Below are 13,104 nucleotides of genomic sequence, written 5' to 3'. Positions count from 1 at the left end.
TAAAGTCTGTTGTTGAAACTGGGGCAATTCTGTCTAGGGGCTAATAAATAATTCTCAATTAAATACCGATAATAAATCTACCGACGTAACTAAACTATGGGTGTTTATTTCAGTATATTACTGATTATTATAACATTGTTTTTGGTTAAAGGTGGCTCAAAAACTCATCTAAAACCTCATATGAAAACTTATGAGTTTATCAAATCGATTTGAAATTCTGTATTTTGGATTCTTTTTTTCTCAAATGACTCATTTATTTGACAAGGGAAGGGCAAGCAAATAGTGAAACATGTTCTGCCTGGTTGGGATTCAAATGAGAGTGTACCGTGGTGGCGATTCTCTACAATCCGGCGAACGGTTTCCAAACCGAGTCCTGAACCACGTCCCACTGATTTGGTCGTGAAGAATGGTTCAAAAATGCGTGTTTGAATTTCAGGTGGAATTCCACTGCCCGAGTCAATAATGTCAATCTGAGCAAAGCAATTGTCTTCTCTTCGAGAAGGTTCGCCAACAGCACTGTCGTTTGTCCAACCTCTTTGCTGAGTTGTAATTTCCAGCAGTCCCTTACCATCCATTGCATCAATAGCGTTGTCAATTAAGTTCGTCCACACTTGATTGAGTTCACTACCATAGGCAAAAATTTTAGGGAGATGTTGATCATAATTGCGTTGCACTTGGATGCCGGACTTGAGTTTATGAGCAAATAATCGCAGCGTATCTTCTAAGCCTTGATGTATATTTACTTCTTGCTGAATGCCTTGATCGAGATAACTATAAGACTTCATCGCTTGCACAAGTTCGGAAATCCTCTGAGCTGATCGCGAACCATGTTTAATCATCGACATGACTTCAAATGAGAGCGATAGCCACTGCAATCTCATTTCTCGCAATTCTGTGTCATGGTTGCGCCAACGTTCTGTGAGCTTTTCTAGGGTTTCCGGCTCAATGCCGCCTTCTGCTAAAGGTTCCGCTAATTTCCATGCTTGCTTCACACCGTAATCTTCTAACCATTCCAATAATACAGTTTCGCGATCGCTTAGTGTCACCGGATCTAAACGATTATGCAAAATCGCATCATAGCCTTGATCACGCACTTTTAACCATTGTTCAGTATGGGCTTCTTCAACATGGGATTGCCCATAAATTAAGCTCATTCGTTGTAGCTCCAAGAGAGCGCTTGGCATTTCCCCTAAACCACGAACAAGTGCTGCGGCTGGGTTGTTGAGTTCATGAGCTAGACCGGCAGCAAGTGTGCCCAAAGCTGCCATCTTTTCACGTCCCCGAATAAAGGACTCTATTCCTCTGATCCGACGCTCCACAATGCGGAAGACCATCCGCTCAAAATTGCGACACTCATGCAGTAGTTTACGGAAGTCCTCTCCCTTAACTTGATAAAAGTTACAATCTGTAAATGCCCGTACTGTCACATGTACAGGATCATCTGTAAGGATGAAAATTTCACCAAAAAAGGATGGAGCTTGGTGTTGTCCGATGGGAATTTCAATTCCTTCACTGCGACGGGTAAGGTTGATTTTACCTTTGACTAGGATAAATAAGTTATCTACAAGGTCTCCCTCATGCACCAAGACTTCTCCAGCACGGAGTTCAAATATTTGAGCGCGATCGCACATCCACTCCAATCGCTCTTTGGAAAGCTGTTGAAACGGGTCTAAGTTAATCAAATCTTCAAGACACAACATCGAGCAACCTCCTTAATCTTTGCCGCTCCAACTAAACATTGCTTAGATAGCGGTGAACAAATTGAATAGCGATCGCACCTTCACCCACACTGGATGCCACCCGCTTAGTTGACCCGTGTCGCACATCTCCGGCTGCAAAGATCCCAGGAACACTGGCTTCTAGTAAGAAAGGAGAGCGTTCCAAATGCCAACCTTGAGAAGGTTTGCCATTATGCATCAAATCGGGCCCAGTGATGATAAACCCCTGAATATCGCGTTGAATAACGCCATCGAGCCAATCCGTTTTGGGGCTGGCACCGATAAAGATAAAAAGCGATCGGGTTGGGACGGTTTCAGTTTGTCCCGTCTGGGTATGGGCAATGACAATTTCTTCTAAATGTTCATCTCCCTTGACTTCAACAACGCTGCAACCTGTGCAGACTTTGATATTTTCAGTAGCCGCAATCTGGTCAATCAAGTATTGCGACATACTGGATGAGAGCGATTCACCCCGCACCAGCATGATCACTTTGTTGGCATACTTAGAAAAGTACATTGCTGCCTGTCCAGCAGAATTTGCCCCGCCTACCAAGTAAATCTCCTCATTCCTACAGGTGATTGCTTCAGTCATAGCAGCACCGTAGTAAATTCCTGCTCCTGTCAGCTTCTTGGCTCCTGGGATATTTAGCCAACGGTAGGAAACGCCGGTTGCAATTAAAAGTGCATGACAACTAATTTCGCTGCCATCGACCAATTCCAGAACCCGATAAGGATCTTCCAGCCTAACCCCAGTTACTGCTTGAGGAGTGAGAATCTCTACCCCAAATCGCCGCGCCTGAGTGACTGCCCGCCTTGCCAAATCGTTGCCGCTCAAGCCAACAGGAAACCCCAGATAGTTCTCAATGCGTGAACTCGTGCCTGCTTGTCCGCCTGGTGCTTCACGCTCAATTAAGACAGTATTCAATCCTTCAGAAGCGCCATAGACGGCTGCTGCCAGTCCCGCAGGGCCAGCACCGATGATCGCCAAGTCATAAAACGGACGCTCTGCCTGGGTTTGCAGTCCAATTTTAGTAGCAATCTCTAAATTAGATGGTTGAATTAATCGGGAGCCATCGGGAAACAGCACTAAGGGCAATTGCTCTCTGCCATTGGCTTCTGCGTATTTCACCAATTTTACGGCATCCTCTTCTAGTTCAATATCTAACCAGTTGTAGGGAATTTGGTTACGCGCCAGGAAGTCTTTCACCTGATGGGAAAAGGGCGACCAGCGATTACCAATGACTCGAATCCCTTCAAAGGGTGGGCGGAATGCCAATAACCAGTCATCTAGCAAATCATCCAAAACAGGATATAGCCGCTCTTCTGGTGGATTCCAAGGCTTGAGTAAATAATAATCAAGTTTGGCACTATTAATTGACTTAATGGCAGCATCTGTATCTGCATACGCCGTCAGCAAAGTACGTTTTGCATCAGGAAAGATGTCTTTTGCCCGTTCGAGAAACTCCACACCACCCATTTGGGGCATTCTTTGATCCACTAAAAATAGGGCAACTGGTTCATTACGCAATTTGAGTTGCTGCACCGTATTCAGAGCAGCAATACCGGAATCTGCCCGGATAATGCGGAAGCGATCACCATACTGATAGCGTAAATCTCGTGACACTGCTTGCAGCACCTCTGGATCATCATCGACGGTTAAAATTACTGGTTTTACCATAAACACTACTACTCAACGATAGCTTTTGCGGATTGCAGATATATCCAGGGTATTCCGTGTATATTGGCGGTCAAAAGTCCGAATTCCCCGCTCACACAAAATCACATTGGGATTATCCTCTGACATAAACCAATCTTCAATTGTGGCTGCAAGTCCGCGCTTTAACAGTACTGGCTTACCTGTCGCTCCTACTTTCTTGAGCAAGGAAAAATTCTGCATATTACGAGCGCCAATTTGGATTATATCTGCCACTTTAGCTACCTTGTCTAAGTCTGCTGTATCCATGACTTCTGTAATAATCCCTAAGCCTGTAGCTTCTCGAGCTAAAGCTAATAACTCTAAAGCACTTTCACCATGACCTTGAAAAGCATAGGGTGACGTGCGGGGTTTGTATCCTCCTCCTCGTAAAAACTGCGCTCCTGCTGCTTTAACTCGCCGTGCTGTAACCAAAATCTTTGTCATTGTTTTTCCTGATATAGGACTAATATTTGATTTCTGAAAAAGCTCCGTACATTTGGAGAGTGGCAAAATCAAAGGTAGTGAAGTACTTCTCTTTATCTATCAGCTTTTTTAGGTGGGCTTTTCTGCAAAATTTGGATTTTGTTACAAAACTTTAGATTCGGAAAATATATTTTGTTACAAAACTTTAGATTCGGAAAATATAAGGTCTAAAGGCGAATCTTTTAAATAAAGCAACTTATTCTACTCTCGAAATTGTTGGACTTTACGGTAAACGTTGGGATGTTGAATTGGATTTGAGACATATAAAAACTACCTTGGGTATGGATATCTTACGATGTAAAACTCCTTCAATGATCCGCAAAGAAATTCATATTTATTTACTGGCTTACAATTTACTTCGGAGCTTAATGTGGTCGGCTGGGACTACTTACAATACTCCTCCAAACCGTTTATCACTTCAAGGTACTCGACATCATTTAATTAACTTTATTCCCGAACTGTTAGCCGCAACTTCAACAAAACGTCAGCGAATTTATCGTACTTTACTAAAAGTTATTGCCCACAAGCCTGTCAGCGATCGCCCCGCAAGAAGTGAACCACGAGTTCGTAAACGTCGCCCGAAAGCTTACCCTTTAATGACGAAACCTCGGCACGAATTACGAAACCAATTGCAAACTGCTTAACCCGCAAGTGTTTCGGCTTTTCTTAGTGCCATTCGGTCATGGTCAAAATCATCTGTGCGAATTTTTATTGTCTTTAAATTTACTAGCTTTTTTATTCCATACTGTTTTAGATTTAGTTAATTATACTTATCAAAAAGTTCGTGAGCTATTAGCAACTCGGACTAGTTTTTTTAATGATATTCGTACCTTATTAAAATTTATTTGGTTTAAAAGTTGGTCGGAGTTTTTCTTATTTATTCTTGCCGAATATATCCCGCTCACAAAAGGAAATTCTAGTTAAAAATGTCAAAATTCGAGGGGAGGTAAAGATTATTAATTGAGAGAACTTACAAAAAAGGTCGGAATTTCAGCTATATTTATAAGTTAAAATCTATTTTTTAATGGGCAGATATTTAAAATTATTTCTCTTCAGTTAATTATCATGATTATCTTTCAAAAAATCATAATTAGATAGAAGTTTTCTATGTAAAGAAGAGGATTTTATCTTCTTTTGTTTTCAAAATGAGAATTGCTGACGAAAGCAGTTGCAAACTGCTTAATACACAACCCGGATTTCTCACAAAGGTTTAAACGAGTAGCCCAAAACGCTTATGCCACTTAGACTTGAGATAAAATACGCCGTTCACATATTGTTGTGATTCGTGCAGTGTCTAAAACGCTCAAAATCTAAGCCTGATAAAGGTTTGGTAATAGCGATCGCACCGCTTGTGAGAAATGCGGGACAAGCGTTTTGGCTTTTCTTAGTGCCATTCGATATTGCAGAAGGTAAAACAGGGGATGAACTTGCTATTTATTATTCTGAGTCAGTAAAGCAAATAGAATACCCTAATCGCCTATTTCCTGAAGGAGCAACAAGAAATCTTTTCGATTTAAAGGAAGCAACTCTTAGAGGTAAATCAGTTCTGATAAGTCAGAATTATGACATTCAAAAGTCTTATGTTGCTGGTAACACAGTAATTTTAGAAACAATATGGACAGCAGAAATTGCTGTTCCAATCGGGCAAACTCCTGCCGGAGGAAAGATGAAAGCTTATTTTGCACAGTTTATCGAATTTGAGGATGGCAAGATAATCTGTCAAAGAACCTATGACTGTTTTGAACCGTTCTAAACCCAGAAGTTATCAAGAAAAGCAGAGGGCAGTTCTTGCTGAAGGCAGAAGGGAATACTGCCTCCTCCCACAGAAAGTGACCGAACGTGAGTGCGTCTCGTTGGCGCAGCCTCTCGTAGAGAAGAGAAGGGAACAAGGGAATCAAGGGTGATTATGATGCCCGTCGTGCTTATGGCTTGAGTTGTTCTCCAAGGCAAGCTGCGATCGCTTGGAAACGGATTGATTATTTGTGCAGTCTAAAGTCCTGTCAGGAGGCATAAGCATTATTAACCGTGTACACTTGATACTACCGTAGTAAAATTGACTAGTTGGAATCGCCGAATAACTCGACTTTAGCCGATAGAAAAACGATATATTATATAATATCAACCCTGTTGAAAATGAAACATTACAAAGAAAATATTCTGGAATTATGACTAAAGTAGAATTTAATATTCCCGTTCATTCTGTTAATAATACCATTAGAAAAGAAGCAGAAACTAAAGCCAAAGAAGCTTATGTGATGACTCTACTTAAATATGGAGAAATTAGCAGTGGTAAGGCTAGTCAATTACTAGGAATTCCTAGACTAGACGTAATAGATTTAATGTCTAAGCATGAAATATCCCTATTTGACGATAGTATGACTTTAGAGGAATTTCAGCAAGAAGTTAATCAAGCAAAAGTGAAATTACAAGGCAATAATCTATGATTGTTGTCTCAGATACAACCCCATTAAGTGAACTTTCTAAAGTTGGTAGATTAGACTTGCTTCAGGCTGTTTTTGGTAGAGTAATAATTCCTCAACAAGTCTATGCAGAATTAACAACGGGGGATCATCCCGCAGTTTTAGCTGTAAAATCAGCCTTATGGCTAGAAGTTCTTTCTATAAGTAATAACCAACTCATTGAACAATTACAATTAGAAACCGACTTGGATTTAGGAGAATGTTCGGCAATTATTTTGGCAGAAGAATTAAAAGCAGATCAACTTTTAATTGATGAAAAAGCTGGGAGAAAAGTTGCTATTAGTAGAGGCTTGCCAATTATTGGTTTAGTTGGAGTGATTATTTTAGCAAAAGAGCAAGAATTGATTGATAATGTCAAGTATATTTTAGATGATTTAATCAGTAAAGGAACAAGAATCAGCCCAAAAATTTATGATTATGCTCTAATTACAGCAAGAGAAATTTAAAACAATCTGACAATGAACCTATCCCCAAGTGACTGGCTAGAAAATATCATCTCCCAACTTCCAGCCCTTACTCTTCTGCAAAACATGGGCTATGAATATCTCACACCACAGTCAGCCCTAGCCAAACGTGGGGGAAAACGTTCTAAGATTGTTCTAGAAGAAATCCTCACAACCCAACTTCGCAAACTAAATCAAATTCAACACCGGGGACAAACTCACGCTTTCAGTGAAGTCAATTTTGTTTGTGCTTGAATACAGCGATCGCAAAACTCTGGGCATTGAAGTCCACCCAGACAGTAGCGTTGTAGTTAAACCCGCATTTCTCACAAGCGGTGCGATCGCTATTACCAAACCTTTATCAGGCTTAGATTTTGAGCGTTTTAGACACTGCACGAATCACAACAATATGTGAACGGCGTATTTTATCTCAAGTCTAAGTGGCATAAGCGTTTTGGGCTACTCGTTTAAACCTTTGTGAGAAATCCGGGTTAAAGCCCCCCATAATTCACCCCTAGAAGCTATCCAGACTAGAGTTAGCAACCGTGGAAGATGGATAACCAAGCAGCAACGGCAATTCGCCCAATACGCCCCTACATTACCCGCCCTGGAATATGTTTCTGGAGAGGGGTATCGCTATCTGGGCAGACAATACCGCTTAAAAGTAATTGAAAGTAATCAGGAAACTGTGCGACTTTGGCACGGTAAATTAGAAGTCAGCACTCATCAAAGAGAAAACAGCAAGCAGGTAGAAAATTTAGTCAAGCGCTGGTACAGAGAACGCGCACAACAGATATATTTGGAACGTTACCAGCATTGCATCCGGCTAGTAGCCCAATACGGAATTCAACATGAGCGAGGGTTTGAGCTACGCACCATGCACAAACGCTGGGGAAGCTGTACCAAGGAAGGTAAGATAATACTCAACCCTTTGCTGGTCAGCGCCCCAAAAGATTGCATTGACTATGTAGGGGTTGCTGAAAAAAAAGAAAAGGTTACAGTCTCTAGATTATCAGACCAAAGAAAGATATTCAGGTGCAAGAGTTGAGGGTAAAATAACCCAAAATCCTTGCATCACCGTGACTAGCAGGACTAAAGTGTGTCATTAGTAACCATGTACCGAAAGCAGGAGCAAACTACAATCCCACCAGAAAACTTTGAACTTCCGTTTGAAGGAAAATTATCAGAAGATAATCGTTGGGTAATTATGGCTGATTTAATACCGTGGGCGGAATTTGAAGAGGAATATTCTTCATTTTTTTCGGCAGAGATGGGAGCGCCAGCAAAATCATTTCGGGTGGCATTAGGCGCATTAATAATCAAAGAAAAACTAGGAATAAGCGACAGAGAAACAGTAGAACAAATTAAAGAAAACCCTTATCTACAGTACTTCATAGGAATATCATCTTATATTAATGAAGCTCCATTTGATCCATCTATGCTAGTCCATTTTCGTGAAAGAATTAGTGCAGACTTAGTAAACAAAGTAAATCAAGAAACTGTTAAAAGGATGCTAGAGACAACATCTTCGACTTTAGCAACTGAATCAACTGAATCAACTGAATCAACTCAAAAAAAAATAGAAGAATTAGAAAAAGAAGATAACACGCCGAAAAATCGGGGAAAATTAATATTAGATGCGACTTGTGCGCCAGCAGACATCAGCTATCCAACAGATTTCGAGCTATTAAATCAAGCAAGAAAACAGACAGAACGAATAATAGACCTTCTTTATGAACAGATAAAAGGTACATTAGAGAAAAAACCAAGGACTTATCGGGAAATAGCGAGAAAAAACTACTTAGAAGTCGCTAAAAAACGTCGTGTATCCCAAAAAGATAGGAAAAAAGCGATTAAAAAGCAGCTTCAATATATCAAAAGAAACTTATCTCATATTGACCAGCTAATCAGATCGGGAGCAACTCTAGAAAAACTAAGTACTAAACAATATAAAATGTTGCTTGTAGTTGTAGAAGTTTATCGTCAACAACTATGGTTGTATGAAAATAAAAAACAGAGTATTGATGACCGAATCGTTAGTTTAAGCCAACCACATATCCGCCCAATTGTCCGTGGAAAAGCTGGGAAAGCCGTGGAATTTGGGGCAAAATTATCAGCTAGTTATTTTGATGGGTATGTATTTTTAGACCATATTAGTTGGGATAATTTTAATGAATCAGGAGACTTAAAATCACAAGTAGAAGCATATAAAAACTATACTGGCTATTATCCAGAATCGGTTCATGTAGATAAAATTTATCGCACAAGAGAGAATAGAGCTTGGTGCAAAGGAAGAGGTATTATCATGAGTGGTCCTCCTTTGGGAAGACCACCAGCCAATGTTAGTAAAGAAAAAAAGAAACAAGATTTAGAATCTGAGAGAATTCGTAATTGTATTGAAGGAAAATTTGGGCAAGCTAAAAGAAGGTTTAGCCTCAATCGAGTGATGGCGAAACTTTCCCACACTTCTGAAACTGCAATTGCTATTACTTTTCTAGTGATGAATCTTTCTACTCACCTGTCGCGGGTGTTTTATGCTTTTTTATGTCTATTTTTGAAAACTGCACCTTTTTTGCAGTTCCGTATAACTGAAAATTATGATTTTATTAGTTATAAACAAGAAAAGCTTATCTTTGATTTTGCTTGAATAACTAGTCAACCCTTAAGATTGCTTTTTCATACTTTTTCAGCAACCCCTATGTAATTATCCACGAACTGTGCCATATTCGTATTCATAATCATTCCCCAAGCTTTTACAAACTCTTAGAAACCATCATTCCAGACTGGCAAACTCGCAAAAATTACCTCAATACTCGCATTGAACTACGTTCCGTGGGGTCAAATAAGCGGTGATTCCGAAAACAGTTGTCAATAGAGTCATAGCCTAAAACTTTCTGAAGTTCTGCTAAATGCTCCCGGCGAGTGGTATCTCGTACCGCATATTTTTTGAAAAACTTCGGCTTAATGGGACTTAAACAAAAATTAAGCCCAAATGTAGCCTAAACTAGCTTTATAAGCGGCAAATACGTCACGGTTATGGGTTAACCAATCAAAAAAACGATAAGACATAGCTGTTCTAAAGGCTTCCAATGCTTCAGTAAAGGTGTTCAAAGGTTTGTTTGCCCACCTGCGTCTCAACCCTCCTGTCATTTGATGCCAAAGAATAAAAGTATAGGCACAGAAAACCAAGATAAAATGTCGAAGTAGACTTCTTTTATCCCGAACTTGATATTCTTTTAGCCCCAGCCATCCCTTAGCTTCTCTATAAAAAACTTCAACCCAATTTCTTTGAGAATAGGTATTAACTATCCATTCTGGTGTGACAGTTGATGTAGAAACATTGGTGATAAAATAATCAATATCAGTGGCTTCAGAGAAAGTCGAAGCGTTCATGACGATGGCAATATTTCGCTTTCCTTTCAGTTGTGATATCTCTATTTCTCTAGTTACTACCCATACTATTCTAGGTTTATCCAAATTTAATTGGATTTCTGTGAAAGCTTCTTTAGGTAAGCTCTGTGCTAATTCATCTATCCTAATGTTTGTTGAATATTTTCTGATATATTAATAGTTATTTTTCGATTTTTAGCTACTCCTCCTAAGTATTTTAATTGTCTCTTTTCTAACTCTAATAAAAAGGATGTATTGTTGCCATATCCAGCATCTATAATTACAATTCCTGGTTGATATTTCCGTTCTATAGTTCTGTCTATTAACTTAATTGCTAGTTCAGTTTTTTTCTCAAATTCTGAATCTTGTTTACCTTCTGGTAAAGAATTCGCGTGCTGATATAACTCTATATCTAATGGCAAGCTTTTTCGTCCATCATATAAATGAGTTGTTACCACTACTATGCCATTATCTGTTTTGCCGATTTCTCCAATGTACTGCCTTCCCACTCCATCAGTAAAATTACCGCTTTTTCTGTGACCAGAATCATCAATTATTAAGCTAAATCCTCGACTAATTCTGGTTTGACTACACTGGTTCATAATCTCTAATCGAAGTTCATTGATCTTGGAGTCAGACCAAGGTGCTTCAGTTAAAAAGTGGTGCAATTGATGGTATTCAACTCCTATCGCATTCAAAGCGAGTTGAGACAGGTTTTTTCTCTCGCTTTCCCCCAATAATCCCCCTAAATAGTGCCTAAAACCTCTTTTTTGGGCTTTATGAGTAAACGCTTCATCAAAGCGATGACACCATTTTTCAAAACACGGGGGCATGGCTGCGGGAGTTGTTTCTTTCATTGGGTCTTACTTCAACGTAAAAGCTATGCTAGCAAAGCATTATACTCTATTTTTTCCTTCTATTTTGTTTAAGTCCCGTTAACCAAACTTAACTTTACCTAAGATTTATGAATTTTGACAGCAAAAACATCCCGCAAGGAATGGACTTTCCAAGCGGCAGACCCTATAATGGATCTGGCAGCGCGGTAAAAACTCTCGGACAATTTTAGTAGTCGCACCAGTGCCCAAACTTTAGCGACAACTTCTTTTGTTCCTTCGAGATCAAACCCGCTCTTTTAAACGATGAATTTTACAAACAGACAAAGCGCCTACTCCTTAGTGGCGCTTTGTGCTTTAGGCTTTTTGATTGTTTCATATTTACCTCCATGTTTTGCTTCAATTAGCTTGATTTTACAGAAGTTTTAGTCGCCTAGTATCGACGCTATCTTCTTTTTTGGTTTTGAGTTTTCAATATCTCCATAGTCCATAAGTGTTTTGGGAGTATCTAAGGACTTGTGATAACCTTAGATAATGTCTAATAGAAAGAGACTTTCGCTCAGACGGTACTTACCGCAGATTTTGCCTCCACTACTACCTTCCAAAATTTGCACCTGAGCCTCTGCCTCCTTGAGTTATTGTACTTAAAGCTCAATCGTAGCTTTAATGACATTTTTTGAGGACGTGTTATTATTTATGCAATGTAGCACTCTAAACTTATATCCTGTAAAAGGTAATGATAGCAAGTAGCTTTTTATTAAAAATTGTAAAAAAGCTATATAAAAGTTTTAGGTAAAATTTGAATAGCTATTATGGTAGTGCTAATAACGTACTATTGTAGGTGCCGAGTTAAAAATGCTTAACCGAGCAGTATTGTAGCAGCAGTGATGAGAGTATATTTTGGAGTGATTGCCCTTATGCAGTGCTTTATGCGATCGCTGTAGGCAAGATTTGCAGTACTTGTACAGAGGTATAAATAGTTGCAAAAATATAAACTGAATTGTTGGTAAAAGATGATTATAGTAAATTTATATACTCTATCGGGGTGAATAACTCGGTAGAGTATTTTTGTGAAAGTACGCTTACCATAAGCGATCGCCTCCCTTATCCCTTGTTACAACCGCCCTCTACAGCCTAAGATTGCTCCCTTGAGGTGATGACGCAGCACTTGGGCAGCGAATGGGAACCATTGGTTCCCAAAATATGACTGATGGTGTTACAGCAATTGTGAGGTTTTGTACCAGAGGTTCATATAGATACCCGTGTGGGAGATATGCATATCTCACAATTACGGAGAATTTTAACCCTATGTCTACCGGAAGAATATAGAACATCGCGCTAATATTAAGTAATATTCTTTAGGAATAGAAAAAGGGGGGAAAAGGGGAAGGGGAAAGGGGAAAGAAAAAACCTTTAACCTTTACCCTTTAACCTTTTCCCCAAACCCAATGCCGAGTTAATAATGCTTAACCGAGCAGTATTGATACCCGGCATTATATTGAAACCGTGTTTAGTGGTATTACTAATTTTTTCCCAAAATCCATTCATGCGGTTACGTATCAAGGGTTTTTACTTAAGCTACAAGCATTTATTTTTTCTTTTACTCTTCAACAAGCTTTTAGAGAATGAGTAATTTATAGAACTTAAAATCATTTCAGGAAATGAATGCTCAATCAACTCTCAGGTGCAGTGACGCTACGCGCCACCGCCATTTTTTTGTACGCGTAGGCGTAGCCCGCCGCAGGCATCGCATAAATTGAAGGGTGACAAACACGCATCACATCTAATAACCCGCAACTTGGGTTATTAGATGTGATGATACCCGGCATGGATGGGTACGAAGTCGTCTGCCCTCAGCATAAGTGCCTTCTTCAACCAAAAACAAGCATGACTCGCTTTTCAACTGGAGTTTAGACTAAAAGCGATATGAGAGACGCAAACCAAATGGAATTAGAGGTTAAAAATATTCAGTAGACCGAAAACTTCTGCGATCGCTAAAAAATGGTAGTGTATGATACCGTTTTTGGGAAATTTACAAAAGGTGATTGTGAGAGTTGAGTA

At 39.6% G+C, this 13,104-nt stretch carries 10 protein-coding genes and 5 pseudogenes; 11 read left to right on the top strand and 4 right to left on the bottom strand.

What is annotated here, in order from left to right:
* Nucleotides 1-188 precede the first annotated feature (188 nt).
* The 3 genes and pseudogenes from CDC33_RS34860 to CDC33_RS34850 form a co-directional block, all read right to left on the bottom strand.
* Nucleotides 189-1,700, bottom strand: a complete 1,512-nt coding sequence (locus CDC33_RS34860; protein ID WP_109013127.1) for a sensor histidine kinase — start codon at nt 1,698-1,700, stop codon at nt 189-191.
* Between the two features lie 31 nt (nt 1,701-1,731).
* Nucleotides 1,732-3,396: an FAD-dependent oxidoreductase gene (locus CDC33_RS34855; protein ID WP_109013126.1), complete on the bottom strand. Its 1,665-nt coding sequence runs from the start codon at nt 3,394-3,396 to the stop codon at nt 1,732-1,734.
* Between the two features lie 30 nt (nt 3,397-3,426).
* Nucleotides 3,427-3,849: pseudogene (locus CDC33_RS34850) on the bottom strand (N-acetylneuraminate synthase family protein); the annotation flags it as partial.
* Between the two features lie 245 nt (nt 3,850-4,094).
* Between CDC33_RS34850 and CDC33_RS34845 the strand changes: the two are divergent.
* The 10 genes and pseudogenes from CDC33_RS34845 to CDC33_RS41795 all read left to right on the top strand — a co-directional run.
* Nucleotides 4,095-4,541: pseudogene (locus CDC33_RS34845) on the top strand (transposase); the annotation flags it as partial.
* 31 nt (nt 4,542-4,572) lie between these two features.
* A pseudogene (locus CDC33_RS34840) lies at nt 4,573-4,735 on the top strand (ISNCY family transposase); the annotation flags it as partial.
* A gap of 447 nt (nt 4,736-5,182) precedes the next feature.
* Nucleotides 5,183-5,650 (top strand): nuclear transport factor 2-like protein, encoded by a 468-nt coding sequence (locus tag CDC33_RS34835; protein ID WP_219930134.1) that lies wholly within the window; start codon nt 5,183-5,185, stop codon nt 5,648-5,650.
* 412 nt (nt 5,651-6,062) lie between these two features.
* Nucleotides 6,063-6,341: a UPF0175 family protein gene (locus tag CDC33_RS34825; RefSeq protein ID WP_109013125.1), complete on the top strand. Its 279-nt coding sequence runs from the start codon at nt 6,063-6,065 to the stop codon at nt 6,339-6,341.
* Nucleotides 6,338-6,823, top strand: a complete 486-nt coding sequence (locus CDC33_RS34820) for a PIN domain-containing protein (RefSeq protein ID WP_109013124.1) — start codon at nt 6,338-6,340, stop codon at nt 6,821-6,823. The genes CDC33_RS34825 and CDC33_RS34820 overlap by 4 nt, the downstream gene beginning before the upstream one ends.
* Nucleotides 6,824-6,835: 12 nt before the next feature.
* Entirely contained in the window at nt 6,836-7,075 is a 240-nt protein-coding gene (locus CDC33_RS34815) for a hypothetical protein (protein ID WP_109013123.1), read from the top strand.
* Nucleotides 7,062-7,235, top strand: coding sequence for a hypothetical protein (locus tag CDC33_RS39570; protein WP_181374330.1), 174 nt, complete (start codon nt 7,062-7,064; stop codon nt 7,233-7,235). The genes CDC33_RS34815 and CDC33_RS39570 overlap by 14 nt, the downstream gene beginning before the upstream one ends.
* Nucleotides 7,236-7,304: 69 nt before the next feature.
* Nucleotides 7,305-7,868, top strand: a complete 564-nt coding sequence (locus CDC33_RS34810; protein ID WP_109013122.1) for a M48 family metallopeptidase — start codon at nt 7,305-7,307, stop codon at nt 7,866-7,868.
* A 66-nt stretch (nt 7,869-7,934) separates the two neighbouring features.
* A complete protein-coding gene (locus tag CDC33_RS34805) occupies nt 7,935-9,467 on the top strand; it encodes an IS5 family transposase (RefSeq protein WP_109007337.1) in 1,533 nt (510 codons plus the stop codon).
* A 20-nt stretch (nt 9,468-9,487) separates the two neighbouring features.
* Nucleotides 9,488-9,673 (top strand): M48 metallopeptidase family protein, encoded by a 186-nt coding sequence (locus CDC33_RS41795; RefSeq protein WP_109013371.1) that lies wholly within the window; start codon nt 9,488-9,490, stop codon nt 9,671-9,673.
* Nucleotides 9,674-9,802: 129 nt separating this feature from the next.
* On the opposite strand, the pseudogene CDC33_RS34795 reads toward CDC33_RS41795, so the two are convergent.
* A pseudogene (locus CDC33_RS34795) lies at nt 9,803-11,067 on the bottom strand (IS701 family transposase).
* Nucleotides 11,068-12,528: 1,461 nt separating this feature from the next.
* On the opposite strand from CDC33_RS34795, the pseudogene CDC33_RS42055 reads away from it, so the two are divergent.
* A pseudogene (locus CDC33_RS42055) lies at nt 12,529-12,672 on the top strand (IS982 family transposase); the annotation flags it as partial.
* Nucleotides 12,673-13,104: the final 432 nt, after the last annotated feature.

The organism is Nostoc commune NIES-4072 (genome assembly GCF_003113895.1).
Lineage (GTDB): Bacteria > Cyanobacteriota > Cyanobacteriia > Cyanobacteriales > Nostocaceae > Nostoc > Nostoc commune.
The sequence above is the reverse complement of the archived record's forward strand: the minus strand, read 5'-3'. Positions and strand labels throughout refer to the sequence as shown.

Coding starts and splice junctions, on each gene's coding strand:
- CDC33_RS34860 (WP_109013127.1), bottom strand. CDS start 1,700: ATGTTGTGTCTTGAAGATTTGATTAACTTAGACCCGTTTCAACAGCTT.
- CDC33_RS34855 (WP_109013126.1), bottom strand. CDS start 3,396: ATGGTAAAACCAGTAATTTTAACCGTCGATGATGATCCAGAGGTGCTG.
- CDC33_RS34825 (WP_109013125.1), top strand. CDS start 6,063: ATGACTAAAGTAGAATTTAATATTCCCGTTCATTCTGTTAATAATACC.
- CDC33_RS34820 (WP_109013124.1), top strand. CDS start 6,338: ATGATTGTTGTCTCAGATACAACCCCATTAAGTGAACTTTCTAAAGTT.
- CDC33_RS34815 (WP_109013123.1), top strand. CDS start 6,836: ATGAACCTATCCCCAAGTGACTGGCTAGAAAATATCATCTCCCAACTT.
- CDC33_RS34805 (WP_109007337.1), top strand. CDS start 7,935: ATGTACCGAAAGCAGGAGCAAACTACAATCCCACCAGAAAACTTTGAA.